This window comes from Acrocarpospora pleiomorpha (assembly GCF_009687885.1).
GTDB classification, from domain to species: Bacteria; Actinomycetota; Actinomycetes; order Streptosporangiales; family Streptosporangiaceae; genus Acrocarpospora; species Acrocarpospora pleiomorpha.
Window position 1 is genome coordinate 1 of sequence record NZ_BLAF01000018.1, and the last position, 23,498, is coordinate 23,498.

Sequence of the window (23,498 nt, forward strand, 5' to 3'; positions counted from 1 at the left end):
GCGATGACGGGGCCGGGCAGAGCCCGGGGTTAAGCAAAGGGATGGGTGGGTGGGAGATCACCCGCATCAATTCTCAGGCCGGAATGATGGCTTCCTGGAGTTCGGTTACCCACGTGGAAGGGTCGCCCATGCCGTACTCCAGGTAGACCTCGCGCATGAAACCGATGCTGCGGTAGCCGTTTTCTTCGACCCAGCGGGCCAGTTGCTGGACGGAGGAGTCGACGTCGTCCATGGGGCCGTGATGGAGGAGAGTGGCGACCGTGTCGATCGCTGGGAGGTCGACGATGGTGAAATCGTGGGATTCGCTGGGGTCTGCGTTGACCGGGAAGCTGGCGTGGACGAGGACGCCCTCGGGGACCTGTTCGTAATAGGCGATTCCAGGGCCGACGATGGTGAGTCCGGCTTTCTCGAGGCGGCTCATCAGCTCGGGGTAGAGGGGCTGGATCACGGGGCCGATGTGTTCGGATTCGTAGCTTTCCGCGACGCCGGAGAGTTCGGCGACGCGGACGGCGGGGACGCTCTTGACGACGATGTCGGCGGGCATGACGCCCTCCCTTTCGATCGTTCGGATCCTCGCCTGGACACCGGCCAGCCGGGCCCGATCCCGGATCACCTGGGCTTCCAGCTCGGCCTGCCGCAGCCGCAGCATGCCGTGCAACTCTTCCACGCTGAGCTTGTCATCGAGCACACCCGCGACCTGCTGCAACGTGAACCCGAGATCCTTGAGCGCGATCAGCCGGTTGAGCCGCGACAACTGAGCCGCCTGGTAGTAGCGGTAGCCGGTGGCAGGATCGACCCAAGCGGGTCGTAGCAACCCCACCGTGTCGTAGTGCCGCAACATGCGTATCGACACACGGCCGATCCTGGCGAAATCTCCGATACTGAACATGACGCCTCCAGGTCTAGACCCTCACACAATGTCAGGGTCAATCCGTCCCGGACGCACCCTGACTTATCCCTGAGGTTGGGGTCCAGGACGCGCTTCTCGAGCGTATGCGTCGTACCGTGAAGGCATGGGACGCATTCTTATGATCGCCGCGCTGGTCGTGGTGGGCTTCTTCGTCATCGGCTGGCTGATCGGCTTCGTGGTCAGCATGCTCAAGTGGGTTCTGATCATCGGCGTGCTCGCGCTCGTCGCCATGGGCGTCATGCGCCTGACCAGGTCGGGAGGGTCGAAGGCCAACCATTCCGACTACTCATAGGTTCCGTATATTCGTCACATGAGCGGTGACGCACACGGGCACGGTCATGGGCACGCTCTCACCAGGGAAGCAGACGGACGGTACCTGACCGGGGCCCTGCTCCTGATCGTCGCGTTCATGGTCGGCGAGGTGATCGCCGGCCTCATCGCTCACTCGCTGGCGTTGATCTCCGACGCCGGCCACATGCTCACCGACGCGGCGGCCATCGTGGTGGCCCTGATCGCGATGCGGATCGCCGCCCGGCCCCCGCAGGGCGGCTTCACCTACGGCCTGAGACGCGCCGAGATCATCAGCGCCCAGGCCAACGGCATCACGCTGCTGCTGCTCACGGCCTACTTCACCTACGAGGGCATCCGCCGCCTGATCACCCCGCCCGAGGTCGAGGGCGGTCTTGTGGTCGTCATCGGCCTGGCCGGGATCGTCGTCAACCTGGCCGCGACCTGGCTGATCAGCCGCGCCAACCGGACCAGCCTGAACATCGAGGGCGCCTTCCAGCACGTCCTCAACGACCTGTACGCGTTCATCGCCACCACAGTCGCCGGCGTCGTCATCCTGCTCACGGGCTGGTCCCAGGCGGACGCGCTGGCCGCCCTGGTGGTGGCGGCGCTGATGCTGAAAGCCGGCTGGGGTCTGGTACGCGACTCCGGCCGCGTCTTCATGGAGGCCGCCCCGGCGGGCATGAACCCGAACGAGATCGGCGGCCGGATGGCGGCGCTCGGCTCAGTCGTCGAGGTGCACGACCTGCACGTCTGGGAGGTCACCTCCGGCTACGCCGCGCTGTCGGCGCACGTCCTGGTCGACCCGTCCGCCGACTGCCACGCCATCCGCCTGGCCACCGAGCACCTCCTGCACGACACCTACGGCATCGAGCACACCACCCTCCAGGTCGACCACGCCACCCCGGAACTCCTGCGGATCGGCGACCCGAACTCCCACTGCCACGACCCCCACGGCCCTTCCCACAAACCAGAAAGCATCGCTTAACTCTCAGCGAACCAGATCTAACTGGACCTACACCATCCTTCTCTCCCAGAGTCGTCGTATGACGATGCTCGTGGCGATGGTGACGCCCTTCCGCAATGACGGTTCACTCGACGCCGAAGGCGCCCAGACCCTCGCGGCGTACCTGGTCGAAAACCAGGCCTGCGACGGCCTGGTGCTCAACGGCACCACCGGCGAGGCGCCGACGACCACGGACGAGGAGAAGGAGACCCTGATCCGCGCGGTCGCCGAAGCGGTCGGCGACCGGGCGACGATCATCGCGGGGGCGGGCAGTTTCGACACCCGCCACGCCGTCGAACTGGCCAGAACCGCCGAGAAGGCGGGCGCCGAGGGCCTGCTGGTGGTGACGCCCTACTACAGCCGCCCCACCCAGGAAGGCATCCGCCACCACATCACCACGATCGCGGACGCCACCGCCCTCCCCGTGACCCTCTACGACATCCCCGCCAGAACCGGCACCGCCCTCACCACCGACACGCTGCTCCGCCTGGCCGAGCACCCCCGCGTCACCGGCGTCAAGGACGCCGCCTACGACCTGCTCAAGTCGGCCGAGGTCCTCGCCGCCACCGGCCTGCGCTACTACTCCGGCGCCGACGAGCTCAATCTCCCCTTGTACGCCATCGGCGCGACCGGCGTCATCAGCACGATCGGCCACGTGGCCGGAACGACCATCAAGGCCATGCTCCACGCGTACGACCAGGGCGACACCAGAACCGCCACCGTCCTCCACCACCATCTCACCCCGATCGTCTCCGCGATCATGACCAAGGCCCCCGGCACGGTCACCGTGAAAGCCCTGCTCAACGACCGCAGCCTCCCCGCCGGCCCCGTGCGCCTCCCCCTCGTCCCCGCCGACACCGACCTCCTGAGCCACCTCAGACAGGCATGCGAGTAGGCTCCGGAGGACATACTTTTCGCCAAAGGGGATCGTCATGACCGTCAAAGTGACCGTCACCGGCGCGGCCGGGCAGATCGGTTACGCCCTGCTCTTCCGCATCGCTTCGGGGCAACTGCTGGGGGCCGAAACCCCTGTCTCACTGAGCCTGCTGGAGATCACTCCGGCGCTCAAGGCGGCCGAGGGCACCGCGATGGAGCTCGACGACTGCGCGTTCCCGCTGCTGCAGGGCATCGAGATCACCGATGACCCGAACGTCGCCTTCGACGGCACGAATGTGGCGCTCCTGGTGGGCGCCCGGCCGCGGACCGCCGGGATGGAGCGCGGCGACCTGCTGTCGGCCAACGGCGGCATCTTCGGCCCGCAGGGCCGGGCCATCAACGACCACGCCGCGGACGACGTCCGGGTGCTCGTGGTGGGCAACCCGGCCAACACCAACGCGCTGATCGCCCGCAGCCACGCGCCGGACGTCCCGGCCGACCGGTTCACCGCGATGACCCGGCTCGACCACAACCGGGCGCTCTCCCAGCTGGCCGCCAAGCTCCAGGTCCCGGTGACCGAGATCAGGAAGCTGAGCATCTGGGGCAACCACTCCCCGACCATGTATCCCGACCTCTACCACGCCGAGGTGGGCGGCAAGATCGCCGCCGAGCAGGTGGACGGGGAGTGGCTGCGGGACACGTTCATCCCGACGGTCGCCAAGCGCGGCGCCGCCATCATCGAGGCGCGCGGCGCGTCCAGCGCGGCCTCGGCCGCCAACGCCGCGATCGACCACGTGCACACCTGGGTCCACGGCACGCCTTCCGGCGACTGGACCTCCGCCGCCGTCGTCTCCGACGGCTCGTACGGCGTGCCGGAAGGCCTCATCTCCTCCTTCCCGGTGACCTCCACCGGCGGCCACTGGGAGATCGTCCAGGGCCTGGCCATCGACGCCTTCTCCCGCGAGCGCATCGACCTGTCGGTCCGCGAACTGCTGGACGAGCGCGACGCGGTCCAGGCGCTGGGCCTGATCTAACCGGTACGCGTGCCCGGCGGCCACCAGCAGCGCGGCGACCTCCGACAGGACGGTCACCCGCTGGGTCAGCCCGCCGGGCACCAGGCCGGGGTCAAGCCCGAGCATCCTGATCGCGTACGGCACGACCACCATCACCAGCGAGCCGATCGCCACATAGCTGAGCACCCGGATCACCCGTGACCCGGTCCGCCTGGCGATCAGCAGTCCCGCCGCGGGCATGGCGACGAACGCGACCAGCGCCGCGTACCGGTGCACACCCCCGGCCAGCGACAACGACAGCCCCGGCCGGTCGGTCGGGAACGCACCCACCATCAGCAGGCAGCCGGACCACACCCCGACCAGCAGCGCCGCCCTGCGGTCCAGCCGCGCCAGCCCGATCGCCAGCACCGTCGACCCGACGGCCAGCGCGGTCAGCGCGACCGGCAGTAGCCAGCCGTGCGCCGCCCAGGCGTATTCGCTGATCATGTCCCGTAGCGGGTTCAATCCGGACACCACATGCAGCACCGCCATGGCGGCCACGCCAACCGAAGTGATCAGGAACCCAAACACCATCCCCATGACATTGACTGTCCTGGGAAGCGCACTTGCCCCCCATCGGAGATCGGCCCCACCAACCCCTGATAGCCCCCTTAGCCCGCCCTTAGGCCGATATTTCGGTACGCATCGGGGTTGGGCTGGGGTTCCCACCTATCGGCGCTGGTCAGCGCCTAAGGGACCGGTCAGGGTGACGTCGAATCAGCGGGCGCCGTTTCCGGCGTCGAGGCCCGGAACCAGCGGCAACCATAGGGTTCCAGGTCGAATCCGGCCACGCCCTCGTCCGAGATCTCGATCGTCCCGTCCAGCAGCAGATCGGTGAGCACCTTGCCGGAATCCAGCCCGTCCAGGGTGAGCTCGACGTCGATCTTACGGTCGGCGAAGTTGTGCACCGCCAGGACGGTTCCACCGTCGATGTCGGCCCGATGGGCCAGCACGGCGGTGTCCCCCGCGTCGAGCACGTCGTAGTCGCCCCAGGCGAGTTCGGGGCACTCCCGGTACTGCGCGATCAGCCGGGTGATCCAGATCAGCAGCGAATCGGGGTCGCGCCGCTGGCCGCTGACGTTGACCCGCTCCGGGCCGTACGCGCCGGAGGTGATCGGGATCGCGGGTTCGGCGGTGGAGAAGCCGCCGTGCAGGTTCGGGGTCCACTGCATGGGGGTGCGCACCGAGGATCGGCCCTCGAGGGCGAGGTTCTCGCCCATGCCGATCTCCTCGCCGTAGAAGAGCACGGGGGTGCCGGGCAGCGAGAACAGCAGGCTGTAGGCGAGCCGGACGCGCCGCCGGTCGCCGTCCAGCATCGTGGGCAGCCGCCGGCGGATCCCCCGATCGAAGATCCTCATGTCCTTGTCGGGGGCGAAGGCTTCGAAGACCTCCTCGCGCTCCTTTTCGGACAGCTTGTCCAGGGTGAGTTCATCGTGGTTTCTGACAAAAATCGCCCACTGGCTGTCCCTGGGCGGCTTCGGCCGCTCCCGCAGCGCGGCGGCCAGGGGCCGGGCGTCCTGGCGGGCCAGGGCCAGATACATGCGCTGCATGCCGATGAAGTCGAAGCACACGGTGATCTCGTTCCCCAGCAGCGTGTTGCCAAAATATGTCAATAAATCGGTATAGGGGAGGTTGACCTCGCCGAGGAGGATCGCGCCGCCGTCCCGGCGGTTCATGAACGCCCGTAACTCGGCGAAGTAGTCGTGCGGGTCGGGGAGCGTGTCACTGTCCACCACTCGCTCCACCACGAACGGCACCGCATCCACCCGGAACCCGGAAAGTCCGAGTTCCATCCAGAATCCCAGGATTTTGCGATTTCATTGCGAACGTCCGGGTTGGCGGTGTTTAGGTCGGGCTGAAATTTGTAGAAACGATGGAAGTAGTACTGGCCGCTTCCCTCGTCCAGCTCCCACAGGCTGTCCTCCTGATCAGGAAAGACCACGCCCTTCGGATCGTCGGGTTCCGGCCGATCCGACCAGATGTACCAGTCCCGATGCCGGGAGTCTCGGCTGGAGCGCGCGTCCTGGAACCAGGGATGCCGGTCGGAGGTGTGATTGACGACCAGGTCGGCGATAACTCGAATGCCCCGATCCCGGGCCACCCGCACGAACTCCACGAAATCCCCCAGCGTGCCCAGCCGGGGATCGACGCTGTAGAAGTCGACGATGTCGTACCCATCGTCCTGGTCAGGGGTGGGGAAGAACGGCATCAGCCAGACGCACGTGACGCCGAGCCGGTCCAGATGATCGATGCGCTGGATCGCCCCCTGGAAGTCACCGATCCCGTCGCCGTCGCCGTCCGCGTAGGTCTCGATGTCCAGGCAGTAGACGATCGCGTTCTTCCACCACAGTTCAGAGGTCTGGCTCAGCCGCATGGCCGCGACACCTACCCGGAAAACAACAACCCGCACCACAGATGTGATGCGGGTTGCTGTCTAGAACAGGCTTAGAGCGGCGTTACGTTCTCGGCCTGGGGGCCCTTCTGGCCCTGAACGGTCTGGAAGCTGACGCGCTGGTTCTCGTCAAGGCTGCGGTAACCACTCGACGTGATCGCCGAGTAGTGCACGAACACGTCAGGGGTACCGTCGTCCGGAGCGATAAACCCAAAGCCCTTTTCGGCGTTGAACCACTTGACCGTGCCTTCAGACAACTGCTTCTCCTTTTACGGGAGCCTCACCGTGCCACCAGGTCGGGGACACGGGGCTGCTTAGCGGACCCTACCCTGCATCCGCGCAATACGCTGGAGAAGCAAGCACGCCCGCTGTCGGAACTTTCCGTCGGGAAGGTCCCGAGGCGCTTTTTTACAAACACCACTGCAACACGAGCAGCCTACCCGCCCCGGGCCGGATGTCCAAACAGGGCCCCTCCCCGCAGCTCAGACCCCCTGTCAGCTGAGGGCGGGGGCCGCCATGTACCACCGCGCCTCGCCGTCGCCCCGAGTCAAGGAGTCAAGTCGCCGGGGTAACTCCTGCCGGGAGAACGGATCCCCGGTCGCGTTCCTGATGTGGATGCCCACCGCGTACATGTCCCTGATCTCCATCAGGGTGCCGAAGTCCGGCCACTCCCGCAGGTCCGAGCCGTACGCGTGCGCGAACGCGTCCACCTCGCCCGGGGTCAGGCCGAACCGGCGCTGCCCGTGGTAGGTGTGCACCAGGTCCCACTCGCGGGGGCCGACCGCGACGCCGTCCCAGTCGCAGAGCACCGCCTGGCCGTCCCGGCAGCGCAGCAGGTTGTCGATCCAGGCGTCCCCGTGCAGGAGGACCGGAGGGCCCGACTCCAGGCTCTGCCAGCGCTCGGTGAGGCTGGAGATCCGGTCGCCGAGCCAGGCCCGCTGGTAGGGCGTGAGGACTTCGGACCGGTGCTCGACCGCGTGCCGCACCTCCGCGAGCGGATCGGTGAGGCGGCGCAGGTTGATCGGCGGGACCGGTTCGCGGTGCAGGTTGCGCAGGACGCGGCCGAGTTCCAGGGTGGTCGGGCGGCCGTTGGAGCGGACGTAGCGCCAGAAGGTGACGGCGCGCCCGCCGTACACGATGGGCTGGCCGGGGATCTCGTCCACCGGGCGCACCGCGGGGAAGCCCCGGTCGGCGAGCCAGCGGGCGACGGCGAGCACCACCGGGAGGCGGGTGAGCGCGTCGGGGGCGGTCGCGATCCGGACCACCATCTCGCTTCTGAGCTTGAACACCGCGTTGCTGCGCAGCCGCATCAGCCGGGCGCCCTCGGCCTCCACGCCGATCTGCCCGCAGACCGCGCGCAGCACTGAGAAGGCCTCTTCGGCCAAAGGTTTCCCGGTGAAGGGATGCGCGATGGTGTGGTTCATATGGCTAGCCGGAGGGAGGACTCCGACAGGACTTGGTTGAGGTGCCGGACCGACGGCAGCCGGGGGTCGGCGTCGGCCAGCAGCGCCCTGGCCCGGGTGACGACGATCGAGGTGCGGTGCTCGGCCGGGACCTGGCCGAGCGCCTGGGCGGCCAGCCGGCAGGCCTCGTCGTGGTCGCCGTGCCGGGCCAGGTGGGTGGCCTGGTCGAGCAGGATCAGGGCGGGGTCGATGGTCTGGAAGCCGGTCTGGATGTCGCCGCCGAGCGATTCCAGGCCCTGCACCTGGGATTCGTCGCCGAGCTCCAGCAGGGTGCCGGTGCGGTAGAAGGTCATGCGCTTCTCGGTGAAGACGAAGGCCAGGTCGTCCTGGCTCATGCCGCGCATCCTGGCGAAGATCTGCTCGGCCTCGGCCAGCGCGATCCTGGCCGCCTTGCGGTCGCCCATCCGGGCCAGCGCACGCGCCTCGGCGGCGGCGGCCAGCGCGGCCGGGGAGCTGGGCGCGGAACCGGCCAGCATCCGGGCCTCGCGGGCCAGCCGGACGGTCTCGGTGAGGTCGCCGTAGTAGTAGGGCAACATCGTCTGGTTGGCCCGGACGAGGGCGCGCAGGCGCAGGTCGCCGATGTCGTCGGAGGCGGTGCGGGCGGTGCCGTACCAGGCGTGGGCCTGGCGGGTGTCGCCGAGTTTCATCAGCGCGTCGGCGGTCAGCAGGGACAGCATGGTGGTGGCGGTGAGCAGGCGGCGCTGGACGCTGGCCAGCTGCCGGGCGCCGGCCAGCTTGCGGACGTCGGCGAGTTCCAGCATCACCCGGCAGAGCATCGGCATCGGCGGGGTGGTCATGTACTCCCGGCGGTAGCGGAGCACCTGCTCGTCCAGGCGGTCGAGCTGGTCCTCGGTGACGCTGCCGGTGGCGAGGGACCGATCCACATCGTGGCGGGTGCCCTCCACCTCGGCGAAGAAACGCCCGTTCGGGGTGCCCGCGAGCATCGCCTGGTGGAACAGGGCCCGCCGGTCGGTGTCGTCGTCGGCGAGGTCCTCCACGTGCACGCCGTCGTCGCTGGAACCGTTGGCGACCACGACCACCTTCTGGCCGCCGCCGCCCTGGTCCTCGCAGTAGTCGGCGGCCAGGCCGAGCCGGACCGCGTTGGCCTTGTACAGCCGGGCCAGCAGGTCGATGGTCTGCGGCCGGGGGCGGGCCCGGTTGTTCTCCCAGGCGTTCAGCAGGTCGATGCTGGCCCGGGGCAGGCCGAGCGCCTGCTGCTCGCAGAGGAACTCCAGCTCCTCGATCGCCTGGCGGGCCGACCAGCCGCGCCCGAGGCGATGGGCCTTCAACATGCTGACGCCGCAACAGCCGTGGATCGCCTGGACCGTCTGCCACAGCGTCCACTGCCGGACTTCCGCCTGCTCGCGCCAGCGGCGCGCACAGGCTGGAGAATGCTCTCCTCGGGCCATGGTGCCTGCCCTTCCACTACTGGATACGGGGCGTGTCGGGGGGTCGGGCCGTACCCCAGTCTGCCCGGGAACCACCCTGTTCGGCTATTACGGATATTTCCCACAGGTTAACCGGCACGCACCCAACCGCCAGTACCGTTATGCGTTCGTGCCCCCAGAACCGTGTCTGTTCCACGGAATACCGCAGAGTTCCCTGGTTATTGCACGTATACGTCGAATGGGTCGGATTGCCGGTAGGTCATCCCGGGTTCACCCTTTCCGGTGAAAGGTCCCAACATCCCCGGGAGACCACGATGGCCATGAAGGCAGATCGCAGCGAGGCGATGGACCACCTTGAGCGGCTGGCCGCCCAGTTGGAGGCGCACTCGTTCCAGGTGCGCCTGACGGCGCCGGCCGGCCTCTACCCGCGGTTGCGGGTGGTCAACCCGATGGCCCCCACGGTGGCCGAGGACGTGCTCGCGTCCAACGCCAACGACGGCGAGTGGTGGTACTGGCTGTCCTGGGCGGGCCGCATCGGCCACGCCTCCGACGTCGTCACCGCCGCCGAGCGTATCGCGAGCGTGCTCCACGTCATCCGCCGCTAGTTATGGTGCCACCCAGCCGGTACGGCTCGCGCCACGCGATCCATGCGACCCGCGTGCCCCCATTCCACCCACACCGGGACGCGGGCCGTACCTTGGGGTGTTAGCAGAGCGTTAGCCGCAGTACCTGCGGAGTTAGCGGAAGAACGGCAGGACGTCTACCATGGAAGCGGGATCCCGGGGTGGTTCCGGCCTATTAATTGCCGTTTGACGTGTCTCACAATCAGGCATTCGTGATGTGCGGCCCTCACCTCGTCGAATCCTATCGACAGCGACGGGAATGGTCGCTTACCCTCGGGTAGGTGGGTCTCCGCCTTTACGATACTTTCAGTCGCTCGGTCCGCGATTTCTCCCCCCGAATTCCGGGAAAGGTCTCGCTTTATCTGTGCGGTCCCACCGTGGTCGTCCCGCCACATGTCGGCCAGATCAGGTCGCAGGTGAATTTCGATATTCTGCACCGCTGGCTGCGGCACCTGAAATATGAGGTCACATTCTGCAGGAATGTCACCGACATCGAAGACAAGATCATCAGTAGGTCGCTCAGCGAGGGCGTGCACTGGTGGCGGATCACCGATCCGGTGTACCGCTCGTTCCGGCGCACGTACGAAGCCCTCGGCTGCCTTCCGCCCAGCGTGGAGCCCCGGGCCACCGGGCACATCACGGAGATGATCGAGCTCGTCGAGCAGTTGCTCGGCGCCGGGAACGCGTACGAGGCGGACGGCGACGTGTATTTCTCGGTGAGTTCCTTTCCGGCGTACGGCGCGCTCTCCGGGCAACGCCACGACCAAATGCGCGGCACCGAGGAGAACAGCCACGGAAAACGCGATCCACGCGATTTCGCGTTATGGAAGAGAGCCCGCCCCGGCGAGCCGATCTGGACCGCGCCGTGGGGAGAGGGCCGCCCCGGATGGCATCTCGAATGTTCCGCGATGGCCCGCAAGTATCTCGGCCACGAATTCGACATCCACGGCGGCGGCGCCAATCTGATTTTCCCGCACCACGAAAACGAGATCGCCCAGTCCCGGGCCGCCGGAGATGATTTCGCGCGTTTCTGGATTCACAACGGACCGGTCACCCACCGGGGCGAGAAGATTCGCAAGGTCGTGAAGAATCCGATGGCCGTGCACACATTGCTCCGGCGTATCAGACCGGTCGAACTCCGCTATTACCTGGCGGCCGCGCACTACCGTTCGCCGATGGAGTTCTCGGTGGCCGCGGTGGAGGAGGCGGCCACCGCCTACCGGCGGGTCGAGCGGTTCGTGGACCGGGTCGCCGAGCGTCCCGCCGACCGGCTTCCGGCCCAGTTCAGCGAGGCCATGGCGAACGACCTCAACGTGCCGCAGGCGCTGTCGCGGGTGCACGCGGCGGTGAACGAGGGAAACGCCGCCCTCGATTCCGGCGACCCGAAACTGGCCGCCGAAAAATGCGGCGAGGTGCGCGCGATGCTGGAAATCCTGGGGCTTGATCCGCTGGCCGGGAACTGGGCCAGAGAAACCCGGCTGCATGAGGTCGCGGGGGCGGTGCTGCACGTGGTCAGAAATCTCGCCGACGCGAGCGCGGCGCAAGGCGAGGTGGAGCGGGCGCACGCCATGCATCGGCAGATCGACACCGCCTTGATCGACAGCGCTCCGCTCCGGGTGAATCACCGGTTGGGGGTCTGAAGACTAAGCTCCAATCTGTGGCAGCGAAAAAGATCGTTATCGATTGTGATCCGGGTATTGACGACGCGCTGGCGATCGCGCTGGCGCACGGCAGTCCCGCGCTGGAGATCGTGGGCATCACCACCGTCGGCGGGAACGTCTCGCTGGAGCGCACCACCGACAACGCACTGCGGCTGCGGGAGTTCCTGGGCTTTCCCGAGGTGCCGGTGACCCCGGGCGCGGCCGGGGCCATGCTGCGCAGCGCGATCGAGGCGGCGCACGTGCACGGCACCGGCGGCCTCGGCGGCGCGGTGCTGCCCGAGGCCACGCTGCCGGTGGCGCCCGGGCACGCCAGCGACTACATCATCGAGACGCTGCGCGCCCACCCGGGCGAGATCACGCTGGTCGCCATCGGACCGCTCACCAACATCGCGCTGGCCGTGCTCAAGGAGCCGCGGGTGGTCGACTGGGTGCGCGAGTTCGCCATCCTGGGCGGGACGTACACGCGAGGGAACCGCACCCCGGCCGCCGAGTTCAACATCGCCGCCGACCCGGAGGCGGCCGCGATCGTGTTCCGGGCCGGGTGGACGGTCACCCAGATCGGCCTGGACGTGAGCACCACCGCGCAGGCCACCGAGGCCGTGGTGAAGCGCATGCGCGCGCTCGGCCGCCTCGGCGAGGACCTGCTGGTCCCGTGCGCGACCTTCTACGGCATGGTCACCGCCAGCGAGGGACCGGCCATCCACGACGCGTGCGCACTCGCCTACCTGGCCGACCCGAGCCTGATCGAGTTCGAGCCCGCCTGGGTCGAGGTGGAGACGGCGGGCCGGTTCACCTCGGGGATGACGGTGATCGACTTCGCGCTGGGCGACCGCGTGGCCAACGCGAACGTGGGGACGTCCATCCAGGTGGACCGGTTCTGGGAGCTCACGCTGTCGGCGTACGAGCGGGTGAACCAGGGGCTCTTGCGCCGCCGCTGAGGAGGTGCCGCAATCTCCGTGGCGGAAGGACCAATGCCCGAAACAAACCTAGACTTTCCGCGAAACATCCGTTTCCTACTCTCCGGTCATGGCGGACATATTCGACTCATATGCCCTGGCCGATGCATGGGACGAGATGTTCGAGCGTCCGGGCGTTCCCCGGGCGCCCTACCAGGGGCTGTTCGCGGCCCTGCAACCCCTCGGAGCCGATGAGCTGCGATTCCGGGCCGACCAATTAGCCCGCGTCTTCACCGATCGAGGGGTCACCTTCGACTACGCGGGCGAGGAACGCCCGTTCCCGCTCGACCTGATCCCCCGCGTCATCGACGCGGCCGAGTGGGACCTGATCGCCCGCGCGGTCCGGCAGCGGGTGCGCACCCTGGAGGCCTTCCTCGCCGACGTGTACGGCGGCCGCCAGGTCTTCCACGACGGGATCGTGCCCTGGCGGCTGCTCCAGTCCTCCCCGCACTTCCACCGCGTGGCCGACGGCATCCGCCCGGCCAACGGGGTGCGGGTGCACATCGCCGGAATCGACATCATCCGCGATGAGGTGGGCGACTTCCGGGTGCTGGAGGACAACGTCCGTACTCCCTCGGGAGTGAGCTACGTGCTGGAGAACCGGCTGGCCATGATGCGGACGCTGCCCGCCCTGTTCGCGGGGCCCGGACGGGACGGCGTCGGAGCCGAGCAGCGGGTGCGGCCGGTGGACGACTACCCGCCGCGCCTGCTGGCGGCCCTGCGCAAGGCCGCCCCCGGCAGCGTGACCGACCCGACCGTGGTGGTGCTCACCCCCGGCGTCTACAACGCCGCCTACTTCGAGCACGCGCTGCTGGCCCGGCTGATGGGCGTCGAGCTGGTCGAGGGCCGGGATCTGGTCTGCGAGAACAATCGCGCGTACATGATCACCACGCACGGCAAGCGCCCGGTGCACGTCATCTACCGGCGGGTGGACGACGACTTCCTGGACCCGCTGCACTTCCGGGCCGACTCCACGCTCGGCTGCCCCGGCCTGCTCAACGCGGCCAGGGCGGGCACGGTCACGATCGCCAACGCGGTCGGCAACGGGGTCGCCGACGACAAGCTCCTCTACACCTACGTGCCGGACCTGATGAAGTACTACCTCGGCGAGCAGCCGCTGATCGGCAACGTCGAGTCGCACCGGCTGGCCGACGCCGACACCCTCGAATGGGCGCTGGAGCACCTGGACACGCTGGTGCTCAAGCCGGTGGACGGCGCGGGCGGCAAGGGCATCGTGATCGGGCCGCGGGCCGACGAGCAGACCCTGGCCACGCTGGCCGAGGCGGTGCGCGCCGACCCGCGCGGCTGGATCGCGCAGCGCCCGGTGGCGCTGTCCACCTCGCCCGCGCTCATCGGCGACCTGCCCCGGCCGCGCCACATCGACCTGCGCCCGTTCGCGGTCAACGACGGCGACGACGTCTGGCTGCTGCCCGGGGGCCTCACCCGGGTGGCGCTCCCGGAAGGAGAACTGGTGGTCAACTCCAGCCAGGGCGGCGGCTCCAAGGACACCTGGGTGCTGTCCGAGCCCGGTCCCCGCCCGGCCCCGCCGGAACCCACCCCCGCCCAGGTCCACTGGGAGCCCACCAGGAACGCCGCCTGGGACGGCCAGCAGTGACCCGCGAGCTGCTCAGCCGGATCGCCGAGACCCTCTACTGGATCGGCAGGTACGTCGAGCGCTCCGACGACATCGCCCGCCTGCTGGACGTCTCCCTGCACCGCGCGCTGGTCGGCCAGGAGGACTGGGCCACCGTCTTCGCCACCCTCGGCCACCAGGGCGCCGATCTTTCCTTAACGTCATCCCCGACCACCGAGACCATGGTCCAGCGCCTGGCCTACGACTCCGACACCCCCGGCTCGATCGCCGGCTGCGTGCGGGCCGCCAGGGAGAACGCCCGCGGCGTCCGGGAGATCGTCTCCAGCGAGGTGTGGGAGTGCCTCAACGTCACCTGGAACCAGCTGCCGCTCCGCCAGGCCGGCGCGGAACGCCTCGGCCCGCACGGCTACCTCCGCTACGTACGCGAACGGGCCGCGCTCTTCTTCGGCCTGGCCGACGCCACCATGAGCCGCGACGACGGCTGGCGCTTCATCGTGCTGGGCCGCAGCCTGGAACGGGTGGACATGCTCGCCCGCCTGCTGACCGTGCACCACGAGCCAGGCCACACCGGGAACGTGCGGCTGCTGCTGGAGGCCTGCGGCGCGGACGAGTCGTTCACCCGGACCCATCGCGGCGACGCCCGCCGGGTGCTGGAGTTCCTGCTGCTGGACCGGCTGTTCCCGCGCTCGGTCATGCACGCGCTGGCCACCGCCGAACAGTGCCTGGCCGAGCTGACCCCCGACCACGACCGGGCCGGCATGTCCGACACCGCCCGCGCCGCCATCGGCCGGGTCCGGATGACCCTGGAGTACGCCGACGTGGCCGACCTGGACGACCAGCTGCCCGAACTGCTCACCGCCCTCCAGGCGGTCTGCGTGATCGCGTCCGAGGCCATCACCGACCGGTTCTTCCAGCACGTGGCATGGGGAGGCGCGACATGGCAGACGGCTGGCGTGTGAGGATCAGGCACCTGACCCTGCTGGAGTACGAGGGCGAGGCGCAGTCCTCCTACAACGAGGTCAGGATGACGCCGCTGGACGACCGCGGCCAGACCACCCTGGACCAGCGGCTGACCATCCGCCCGGCCACGCCGGTCTGGACCTACCGCGACTACTGGGGCACCCAGGTGAGCGTCTTCGACCTGCCGAACGCGCACCGGGCGCTGACCATCGAGGCGGTGAGCCGGGTGGAGACGGCCGGGCCGCGCCCGCTGGGCAAGCCGCTGAGCTGGGCGGCGCTGCGGGGAGTGGACGGGCCGATCGCCGAATACCTGCGCCCCACCGAGCGGACCACGATCACCCCCGGCGTCGGGCGGGCGCAGGTGCCCGGCCGCGACCCGCACCAGACGGCCGAGGCGATCGCCTGGGCGGTGCACGAGCGGGTGGCCTATGTGCAAGGCGCCACCGGGGTCCTGACCAGCGCGCAGGAGGCGTGGGACCGGCGCGAGGGCGTCTGCCAGGACATGGCCCACGTCACCGTGGCGCTGCTGCGCGAGGCCGGGCTGCCCGCCAGGTACGTCTCCGGCTACCTGCACCCGCACCGGAACGCGGCCATCGGCGAGCCGGTGCTCGGGCAGAGCCACGCGTGGGTGGAGTACTGGGCCGGGGACTGGGTCGCGCTTGATCCAACAAATCAGTCAAAAGTGGGCGAATCACACGTGGTGGTAGCGCGCGGGAGAGATTACGCTGACGTACCCCCTTTGAAAGGTATTTACCAAGGACCACCTGCGGGAAGACAAGTAGTGAAGGTTGAAGTGACCCGGCTGGCGTGATCTTGACGCATTTCTGGGAAGGCTGAGACCAAACGATGAGAGGAGCGCCTCTGTGAAAAGGGTCCAGATCGTTCAGCGGCCTCGGCCTCCACGCCGTCCCGTCCCCATCGACCTGCGCACCCCGTCCGGACGGATACTTCCGTTCTAAGCGCCTGAACTCCTGTCAAATCACGACTTGCCGCCCCGAGCCAGCGCGTAGCACCGGTCGAATCCCTCCAGCACGGCCGGCCACGAGCAGCGCACCGGCGCGGTCTCCCGGTTGTGCTCCGCGATCGAGGTGCGCAGCTGCGGATCCCTGGCCAGCCTGGCCACCGAGCCGACCAGCTCATCGAAACTGCGGCCGAGCAGTCCCTCCTTGCCCGGCCTGACGAAATCGGCGACCCCGCTCTGGGCCCGGGCCACCACCGGCACTCCGGCCGCCCGGGCCTCCAGCGCGGCCAGCCCGAACGACTCGCGCGGCGCGGGCGCCACGAACACGTCGGCCTCGGCCAGCAGGTCGCGGATCTGGTCGCGGGTGTAGCGGCCCGGCATGTGCACCCAGTCCATGCCGTGCGCCCGCAGGTAGCGCTCCATCGAGCCGCGGGCCGGGCCGTCGCCGACGATGGTGGCGCGCATCGCCACCTCGCCGGGCACCCGCGCCCGGGTGGCCGCCAGCAGCTTCAGCAGCCGGACCGGCTGCTTGCGCGGCGCCAGCCGCCCCACCGCGACGATGTGCACGGGATCGCCGGACGGCACAGGACCTGACGGACCCCAGCCGGAGAGGTCCAGGCCGTTGGAGACCACGTGCACCGGAACGCCGGGGCCCGCGACCGACCGGATCGGCCGGGCGGCCGCCTCGCTCACGGCGGTCGCCACCAGTCCCCAGCGGTGCCAGTCCCCCAGCGCCCGCAGCGCCCGGTAGAGGCCCTGGGTGACCGGATCCCACATGCTGTGCACGGTGACCACGGTCGGCAGCCCGGCCCGGTGCGCGGCCCGCGCGCCCATCCAGGCGAACGGCGAGACCGCGCCGGTGTGCACGTGCACCACATCCGGCCGGGAGGACGTCATCAGCCGGATCAGATGCCCGGTCCCGCGCGGGTGCACCGGCAGGTCGAACGGCATCCGCGCGACCAGCCTGCGCACCCCCGGCAGGGGCTCCCCCGGCGTCGCGGTGGCCACCACCACCTCGTGCCCGGCCTCGCGCTGGCTCCTGATCAGGTCCGCCACCTGCACCTCGATCCCACCCAACCGGGGAAGGTAACAGTCGCTCACATGAAGGATCCGCACCGAGCCAGACTAGCTGTGTTCATGGCCGCGCCTCCGGCACGGCGGGCTTGGCCGCCCTCAGCCTGCCGGGACATATGACTTATGGTGCGGAGATTGCCCGCTTGGGAGGTGGGCGAGGGATCCATGGGATCATTGGATGCGTGCAGACCGCCGTGTTCTTTCACGCTCACCCCGACGACGAGGCGCTGCTGACGGCCGGGACGATGGCGATGCTGGCCGCCGAAGGGCACCGGGTGGTGCTGGTGGTGGCCACGGCGGGTGAGCGCGGGCTGGCCGACATGCCACATGGGGACGAGCTCGGCGCGGCCCGGATGAACGAGCTGTACGCGTCGGCGGCCCGGCTCGGCTGTGCCAGGGTGGTCCGGCTCGGATACGGCGACAGCGGGCTCAGCGCCGACGGCGGGATGGCCGAGGACCGGCCGGACAACGCGTTCATCGACGCCGACCTGGAGGAGGCCGCCCAGCGGCTGGCCGCCATCCTCAAGGAGGAGACCGCCGAGCTGCTCACCATCTACGACCCGGCCGGGGGCTACGGCCACCCCGACCACGTCATGGTGCACCGGGTCGGCGCCCGGGCGGCCGAGATCGCCGGGACGCCCATCCTGCTGGAGGCCACGGTCAACCGCGACCCGCTGCTCAAGGGCATCCGGCTGGCCGCCCGCTTCTACCCGAAGCTGGACGTGCGGGCCTTCGAGAGCGCGTATTCCGCGGGTTCCGACATCACCCACCGCATCAACGTGCGCAAACACGCCAGGGCCAAGCGGGCCGCGATGGCCGCGCACGCGACCCAGGCCACCGGCGGCGACGGGGACCGTACGCTGGGGGCGATGCTGAAAATCCCCGCCCCCATTTTCCGCTATGTGTTCGGCACCGAGTGGTACGTGCGGCGCGGCCTTCCGCCGGGAACCCGGCTGAGGCATCCGTTCGACCAGCCGAGCTGAGGGGGAATGTGAACAAGTGGCTGCGGGTGGCCCTGTCGGCCGCCTCGCTCGGCCTGGCCGTGACCTTGATCGTGTTCCTGCCGCGCATCGTCGGCGGGCTGACCGGCAAGCACGTGTCGTGGACCGAGATCGGCGCCCTGTTCGGGCGGATCGACTGGGGCACGGTGCTGCTGATGGCGGTCGTCTGGCTGGCCAGCCTGATCGCCTACAGCCACGTGCTGACCAGCTCGCTGCCCGGCCTCAGCCACGCCCAGGGGTTGACCCTGAACGCGGCGGGCAGCGCGGTCAGCAACCTGCTTCCGTTCGGCGGCGCGGCGGGGGTGGCGCTCACCTTCGCGATGACCAAGGGCTGGGGCTTCCCGGTCCGCTCGGTGGTGGTGCTGACGCTGGTGAGCGGCATCTGGAACACATTGTTCCGGTTCATCTTGCCCGCTGTCGGGATCCTCGCCCTGGTCGCCTCGGGGCAGGCGATGAGTCCCGCCGTGTCCCGCGCGGGCTGGGTCGGCGGCGTCTCGATCCTGGTGCTGGTCACGGTCGTCGCGGCGGCGCTGTACTGGGACCGGGCGGCGGCGGTTCTCGGCCGGGCCCTGGACACGATGATCAAGCTGCTCCCGCACCGCTTCCGCCCGGCGGAGCATGCCGCTTCCGAGGCGCTGAACCGGCTCAGGGCCGACACCGCCGGGGTGGTCCGAACCCGGTGGGCGGGGCTTTCGGGCGGAATGGTGTTGTTCCTCGGGTTCCAATGGTTGATCATGGTGCTCTGCCTCCAGGCGACGGACTCCTATCCCGGGCTGGCCCAATCGATCGCGGTCTTCGCTTTGAGCCGGGTGCTGACCACCGCGTTGATCACACCGTCCGGGGCCGGGATCATGGAGGGCGGGGTGGCCGCGCTGCTGATCACCTTCGGCCAGCCGGCGGGAGGTGCCACCGCGGCGGCGCTGCTGTTCGGGTTCTGGACGTACACAATCGAGATCCCCTGGGGCGGTCTCGCGCTCGGCGGCTGGGCGATACTCCGTAAGCGGGGTAACAGCCTGCCGACTGAGGCGGAACGCGCCCCGACTATGTGATCTTGCGGGATGATGACCGATCACAGTTGGAGATAGTGAGGATGTCGGCCATGTCTAGGAGCTTGTGCACAGTTTGGCGGCACGCATAGCGTGGCGGCTGACATGAGCAAGGTGGTCTTCCGGGTTCTGGGACCGGTCGAGGCGTACGGCGCCGACAACGAGAGCGAGAGTGAGCTCGACCTCGGCGGCCTGCGGCAGCGGGCCGTGCTGGCGCGGCTTCTGGTCGCCCGCGGGCAGGTCGTGCCGGTGGACACGCTGATCTTCGACCTGTGGGCGGACGACGCCGCCAAGGGCGCGCAGTCGGGCCTGCAGGTGTACATCTCGCGGCTGCGCCGGGTGCTGGAACCCAACCGGCCGCGCGGCGGCCCCAACCGGCTGCTGGTCACGGTCGCCTCCGGCTACGCGCTGCGGGCCGCCCCCGAGCAGGTGGACGCGCTCCGGTTCGAGGCCACCGTGCGGGCCGCCGGGGAACGCCTGGACGAGAACCCGCAGACGGCCAGGGCCCGGCTGGAGTCCGCGCTGGGGCTGTGGCAGGGCACGCCGTACTCCGACTTCGCCGACCAGTCGTGGGCCGAGGCCGAGGTGACCCGGCTCAACGAGCTGCGCCTGGTGGCGCGGGAGCGGCACGCCGACGCGGGGCTGCGGCTCGGGCTGCACGCCGAGACCGTGCCCGACCTGGAGGCGCTGACCACCGAGAACCCGCTCCGCGAGGAGGGCTGGCGGCTGCTCGCGCTGGGCCTGTACCGGTGCGGGCGGCAGGGCGACGCGCTGGCCGCGCTGCGCAAGGCGCGCAACATCCTCGCCGACGAGCTGGGCATCGACCCGGGCCCGGCGCTGCGCAAGATGGAGTCCGACATCCTGGCCCAGGACTCGGGCCTGGAGCTGACGGCCGCGCCGCGCCGCCCGGAGAGCACGGCCAGCTGGCCGCCCCGCCCGGTCGAGGTCGGCTCGGTGCCGCCGCTGGAGCCCGAGCCGTTCGTCGGCCGGGACGCCGAGCTCACCACGCTGGCCGCCGCCGCGCCCCGGGCCAAGTCGGGGCGGCTCACCATCGCCGTCATCGGCGGCGACGCGGGCGCGGGCAAGACCATGCTGCTGCGCCAGCTGACCGGGCAGCTGGAGAGCCACGGCTGGATCGCGGCCGGCGGCGCCTGCCCCGACAGCCCGGCCACCCCGCCCGGCTGGGCCTGGGTGGAGGTGCTGCGCACGCTGATCGCCCGCCGCGGCGCGGGTGAGTACGGCGCGCTGCTCGCCCCCCTGCTGGACGACCACGCCCCCGACACCGGCGACGACGAGGCCTCCGGCGGCTTCCGGCTGCACCGCGCGGTCGGCGGCTTCCTGTCCGGCGTGGCCCGCGAAGCCCCGCTGCTGATCACCCTGGAAGACCTGCACTGGGCCGACGACCAGACGCTGGCCCTGCTGCGCGCGCTGCCCAGCCTGCTCGCCGCCAGCCGGGTGCTGCTGGTGGTGACCTGCCGGGACAACGAGCTCAACGACCCGCAGCAGGACGTGCTGGCCGCGCTGGCCCGGCTTGGCCCGGTCCGGGTGGAGCTGGACGGCCTGTCCCCCGCGGACACGGCCGCGCTGGTGCGCGCCACCAGCGCGGGCGACGTGGAGGACGAGGTGATCGCCGCGATCGTGGAGCGGACCGGCGGCAACCCGTTCTTCGTCATCGAGACCGTGCGGCTGCTGGCGGCCGAGCAGGACATCTCCGAGGTGCCGTCCGGGGTGCGCGACGTGCTGCGGCGGCGGATCGCCCGGCTGCCGGAGAAGGCCCAGCAGATCCTGCTGCAGGCCGCCGTCATCGGCCGGGACGTGGACGTGGACGTGCTGGTGGACATCTCCGGCGATGAGGACCTGGTGGTGGACGCGGTCGAGGCCGCGCTGCTGGCCGGTCTGGTCACCGAACCCGGCCCGGGGCGGCTCCGGTTCGACCACGGCCTGGTCCGCGACACCCTCTACTCCGACGCGTCCCGGCTGCGCCGCTCCCGGCTGCACGCCGCGGTGGCCTCGGTCATCGAGAAGCGCAACCCGGGCGACGTGGCCGCCCTGGCCCACCACTACGACCTGGCCGGCACCGCCGATACCGCGGCCAAGGCCGTCAGGTACGCGGGGCTCGCCGCCGAGCAGGCCTCCTCCCGGTTCGCGCACCGGGAGGCGGCGTCCCAGTGGGAACGCTCGATCGCGGCCTTCGACCGGGCCGGCGGCAGCCCCGGCAGGGAGCGGCTGGAGCTGCAGCTGCGGCTGATCAAGGCGCTGGCGCTCTGCGGCGACATGGCCGCCGCCCGGGCGCGCCGGCGGGACGCGATGGACGTGGCGCTGCCGCTGGGCGACCTGGAGATGACGGCCCGGGTGGCCGCCGCGCTCGCGGTGCCGCACAAGGGCATCGCCCGCGACTTCACCAGGACCGCCTGGGAGATCGTCGACGTCACCGAGAAGGCGCTGCTGGAACTCCCGGCCGGTGAGGGCGAGCAGTCGCTGCGGGCCAGCCTGCTGGCCACGCTCGCGCTGGAGCTGGAGGGCTCGGCCACCCCCAGGGGCGGGCAGGCGTCGCTGGAGGCCGAGGAGCTGGCCAGGGCGAGCGGCGATCCCGAGCTGCTGGCGATGGCGCTGAGCGGGCGGCTGCGGCAGTCGTACACGATGGCGCAGGTCGACGAGCGCGAGGACATCGGCAGGGAGCTGCTGCGGGTCGGCGCGGAGTCGGGGCAGATCGCGGTGCAGACGCTGGCCCACCTGGTGCTGCTGGAGTGCGCGGCGGCCCGGGGCGACTTCGCCGAGGCGGATCGGCAGCTGGCCAGGGCCGAGCGGCTCGGCCAGCAGTACGACCTGTCCGCGCCCGCCGCCGTCGGGGCCTGGTACGCGGGCCAGCGCCTCATGATCGCCGGAGACTACCCGGGCGCCGAGCGCGCCTACCGGAACGCGGCCCGGCTGACCGCCCGGGCCGGGATGCTGGAGGGCCGCCAGGACCTGCCGCTGATCGCCACCTTCTGCCTGCACCTGGTGCAGGGGCAGGCCGCCGACATGGTGGACGCGCTGGAGGAGGCGCACCAGCGGGGCGCCAAGTGGACCCTGGACGCGTACGCGGTGACGCTGGCCTCGGCCGGGCATCTGCGGGACGCGCAGGTGATCGCCGCCACCCGGGAGCCCGTGCGGGGCGACTTCCTCTACGAGCTGGCGATGATCTGGCGGGCGCTGGCCGGGCTGCTGCTCGACGACGCCGACCGGATGCGGGAGGCGTACACGGCGTTGAAGCCGTTCAACGACCGGATCGCGGGAGCGGGCACCGGGGTGGTGGCGCTGTGGCCGGTGGCCAGGACGCTCGGGGATCTGGCCGTCAAGCTGGGCTTACCGGAGGCGACCGAGCACTACCACAAGTCGCTGGCGGTGGCCCGGCGGGTCGGCGTGCCCCGGTGGGTGACCGAGGCGGAGCGTGCGCTCAGCAGCTGACCACGAACTTCTCACTGCGGTAGGTGTCTCGGCGGGGAGCGTGCGCGCCGACAGCGTGATCGGCCGTTCTGGCGTGACGTCGGCGATTCCCACGCCCATGTACGCGCTGAGGGCCGCGAGCGTGGCCAGGAACAACCTGACGGCCGTGCCGGTGCCCGCAGCCAGAACCGCCATGATCTCACCACGTGAATTCATGATCTTCCCTCCGGCTACGCTCACACTTAGATGTACGCGCGGATGGTTGATCGGAGCTTGCCGTCCGCTTGCAGTTGCGGAACAGGTCTTGATTAGGTAAGCCTGTCCTTAGGTATCGACGCGTTCCGGGGAGGTCGCCATGGATAGCCTCTTCGAGATCGTCGACAGCGTTCCGTACTGGCTGCTGGTGCTGGTGGGCGGGATCGCCCTGTTCGGCGCGTTTCAGTTCTACTACTGGGGCGGCAAGAAGCTCGGCGCCAAGCTGCCCGAGACGCGGGTCGGGCGCAAGATCGGCAAAGAGCGCATCGCCAAGGTGGAGAACGTGGTCCGGCGGTGGGGCGCGCTCTCGGTTTTCGGGTGTTTCTGGGTGCCCGGCGGCCTGCGCCACACGCTGCCGTGGGTGGCGGGCGCGCTGCGAGTCAACTACCGCTGGTATCTGGTGGCCAGTGCCGTCGGCTGCGTGACCTGGGTCCCTGTGACCGCGTTCGGCCTGTACGCCGGGGTGTGGGCGTGGCTGAAACTGGCCGCGACCTCTCCCCTCTACGGGGGTCTGACGCTGGCCGCGCTGATCGCCGTCGTCGCGGTGCTGGTGTGGCGGCGCCGCC

The 23,498-nt window shown here is 69.8% G+C and carries 20 protein-coding genes and 2 pseudogenes; 14 read left to right on the forward strand and 8 right to left on the reverse strand.

What is annotated here, in order from left to right:
• Positions 1 to 73 precede the first annotated feature (73 nt).
• Positions 74 to 889, reverse strand: a complete 816-nt coding sequence (locus Aple_RS17380; RefSeq protein ID WP_155345661.1) for a MerR family transcriptional regulator — start codon at positions 887 to 889, stop codon at positions 74 to 76.
• A 124-nt stretch (positions 890 to 1,013) separates the two neighbouring features.
• Between Aple_RS17380 and Aple_RS17385 the strand changes: the two genes are divergently transcribed.
• Genes Aple_RS17385 through Aple_RS17400 form a run of 4 tightly spaced genes read left to right on the forward strand, consistent with a single transcriptional unit; the run spans position 1,014 to position 4,114 of the window.
• On the forward strand, positions 1,014 to 1,202 hold the full coding sequence (locus tag Aple_RS17385) for a hypothetical protein (protein ID WP_155345662.1): 189 nt from the start codon (positions 1,014 to 1,016) through the stop codon (positions 1,200 to 1,202).
• A gap of 18 nt (positions 1,203 to 1,220) precedes the next feature.
• Complete coding sequence (locus Aple_RS17390; RefSeq protein WP_155345663.1) at positions 1,221 to 2,186, forward strand: cation diffusion facilitator family transporter; 966 nt, start codon at positions 1,221 to 1,223, stop codon at positions 2,184 to 2,186.
• Between the two features lie 58 nt (positions 2,187 to 2,244).
• Complete coding sequence (dapA, locus tag Aple_RS17395) at positions 2,245 to 3,099, forward strand: 4-hydroxy-tetrahydrodipicolinate synthase (protein WP_218038374.1); 855 nt, start codon at positions 2,245 to 2,247, stop codon at positions 3,097 to 3,099.
• A 37-nt stretch (positions 3,100 to 3,136) separates the two neighbouring features.
• Positions 3,137 to 4,114, forward strand: a complete 978-nt coding sequence (locus Aple_RS17400) for a malate dehydrogenase (protein WP_155345664.1) — start codon at positions 3,137 to 3,139, stop codon at positions 4,112 to 4,114.
• 27 nt (positions 4,115 to 4,141) lie between these two features.
• On the opposite strand, the pseudogene Aple_RS56270 reads toward Aple_RS17400, so the two are convergent.
• From Aple_RS56270 to Aple_RS17425, 6 genes and pseudogenes are all read right to left on the reverse strand, one after another.
• Positions 4,142 to 4,672 (reverse strand): annotated as a pseudogene (locus tag Aple_RS56270) (DUF998 domain-containing protein); the annotation flags it as partial.
• Positions 4,673 to 4,833: 161 nt separating this feature from the next.
• Positions 4,834 to 5,109: a hypothetical protein gene (locus Aple_RS56635; protein ID WP_444978884.1), complete on the reverse strand. Its 276-nt coding sequence runs from the start codon at positions 5,107 to 5,109 to the stop codon at positions 4,834 to 4,836.
• Between the two features lie 90 nt (positions 5,110 to 5,199).
• A pseudogene (locus Aple_RS56640) lies at positions 5,200 to 6,506 on the reverse strand (alpha-amylase family protein); the annotation flags it as partial.
• 71 nt (positions 6,507 to 6,577) lie between these two features.
• Positions 6,578 to 6,781: a cold-shock protein gene (locus tag Aple_RS17415; protein ID WP_155336120.1), complete on the reverse strand. Its 204-nt coding sequence runs from the start codon at positions 6,779 to 6,781 to the stop codon at positions 6,578 to 6,580.
• A gap of 237 nt (positions 6,782 to 7,018) precedes the next feature.
• Positions 7,019 to 7,948: a phosphotransferase enzyme family protein gene (locus tag Aple_RS17420; protein WP_155345665.1), complete on the reverse strand. Its 930-nt coding sequence runs from the start codon at positions 7,946 to 7,948 to the stop codon at positions 7,019 to 7,021.
• Positions 7,945 to 9,396, reverse strand: a complete 1,452-nt coding sequence (locus tag Aple_RS17425; protein ID WP_155345666.1) for a helix-turn-helix domain-containing protein — start codon at positions 9,394 to 9,396, stop codon at positions 7,945 to 7,947. The genes Aple_RS17420 and Aple_RS17425 overlap by 4 nt, the downstream gene beginning before the upstream one ends.
• A 293-nt stretch (positions 9,397 to 9,689) precedes the next feature.
• On the opposite strand from Aple_RS17425, the gene Aple_RS17430 reads away from it, so the two are divergent.
• From Aple_RS17430 to Aple_RS17455, 6 genes are all read left to right on the forward strand, one after another.
• On the forward strand, positions 9,690 to 9,980 hold the full coding sequence (locus Aple_RS17430) for a hypothetical protein (RefSeq protein WP_239162152.1): 291 nt from the start codon (positions 9,690 to 9,692) through the stop codon (positions 9,978 to 9,980).
• A gap of 299 nt (positions 9,981 to 10,279) precedes the next feature.
• A complete protein-coding gene (gene cysS / locus Aple_RS17435; RefSeq protein WP_155345667.1) occupies positions 10,280 to 11,638 on the forward strand; it encodes a cysteine--tRNA ligase in 1,359 nt (452 codons plus the stop codon).
• Positions 11,639 to 11,655: 17 nt separating this feature from the next.
• Positions 11,656 to 12,597 (forward strand): nucleoside hydrolase, encoded by a 942-nt coding sequence (locus tag Aple_RS17440; RefSeq protein WP_155345668.1) that lies wholly within the window; start codon positions 11,656 to 11,658, stop codon positions 12,595 to 12,597.
• A gap of 88 nt (positions 12,598 to 12,685) precedes the next feature.
• The gene (locus Aple_RS17445; RefSeq protein WP_155345669.1) at positions 12,686 to 14,230 is read left to right on the forward strand and encodes a circularly permuted type 2 ATP-grasp protein; all 1,545 of its coding nucleotides are present in this window, start codon (positions 12,686 to 12,688) and stop codon (positions 14,228 to 14,230) included.
• Positions 14,227 to 15,168 (forward strand): alpha-E domain-containing protein, encoded by a 942-nt coding sequence (locus Aple_RS17450; protein ID WP_218038375.1) that lies wholly within the window; start codon positions 14,227 to 14,229, stop codon positions 15,166 to 15,168. The genes Aple_RS17445 and Aple_RS17450 overlap by 4 nt, the downstream gene beginning before the upstream one ends.
• The gene (locus Aple_RS17455; RefSeq protein ID WP_246264542.1) at positions 15,165 to 15,980 is read left to right on the forward strand and encodes a transglutaminase family protein; all 816 of its coding nucleotides are present in this window, start codon (positions 15,165 to 15,167) and stop codon (positions 15,978 to 15,980) included. The genes Aple_RS17450 and Aple_RS17455 overlap by 4 nt, the downstream gene beginning before the upstream one ends.
• A 168-nt stretch (positions 15,981 to 16,148) precedes the next feature.
• Here Aple_RS17455 and Aple_RS17460 read toward each other — a convergent pair whose 3' ends face one another.
• Complete coding sequence (locus Aple_RS17460) at positions 16,149 to 17,246, reverse strand: glycosyltransferase family 4 protein (RefSeq protein WP_155345671.1); 1,098 nt, start codon at positions 17,244 to 17,246, stop codon at positions 16,149 to 16,151.
• A gap of 140 nt (positions 17,247 to 17,386) precedes the next feature.
• Here Aple_RS17460 and Aple_RS17465 point away from each other — a divergent pair, with 140 nt between their 5' ends.
• The 4 genes from Aple_RS17465 to Aple_RS17480 all read left to right on the forward strand — a co-directional run.
• Positions 17,387 to 18,187, forward strand: coding sequence for a PIG-L deacetylase family protein (locus tag Aple_RS17465; protein ID WP_246264544.1), 801 nt, complete (start codon positions 17,387 to 17,389; stop codon positions 18,185 to 18,187).
• Positions 18,188 to 18,195: 8 nt separating this feature from the next.
• Complete coding sequence (locus tag Aple_RS17470; RefSeq protein WP_155345672.1) at positions 18,196 to 19,254, forward strand: lysylphosphatidylglycerol synthase transmembrane domain-containing protein; 1,059 nt, start codon at positions 18,196 to 18,198, stop codon at positions 19,252 to 19,254.
• 102 nt (positions 19,255 to 19,356) lie between these two features.
• The gene (locus tag Aple_RS17475; protein ID WP_155345673.1) at positions 19,357 to 22,698 is read left to right on the forward strand and encodes an ATP-binding protein; all 3,342 of its coding nucleotides are present in this window, start codon (positions 19,357 to 19,359) and stop codon (positions 22,696 to 22,698) included.
• Positions 22,699 to 23,032: 334 nt separating this feature from the next.
• On the forward strand, positions 23,033 to 23,498 hold a 466-nt coding region (locus tag Aple_RS17480), incomplete at its 3' end, for a DedA family protein (protein ID WP_155345801.1).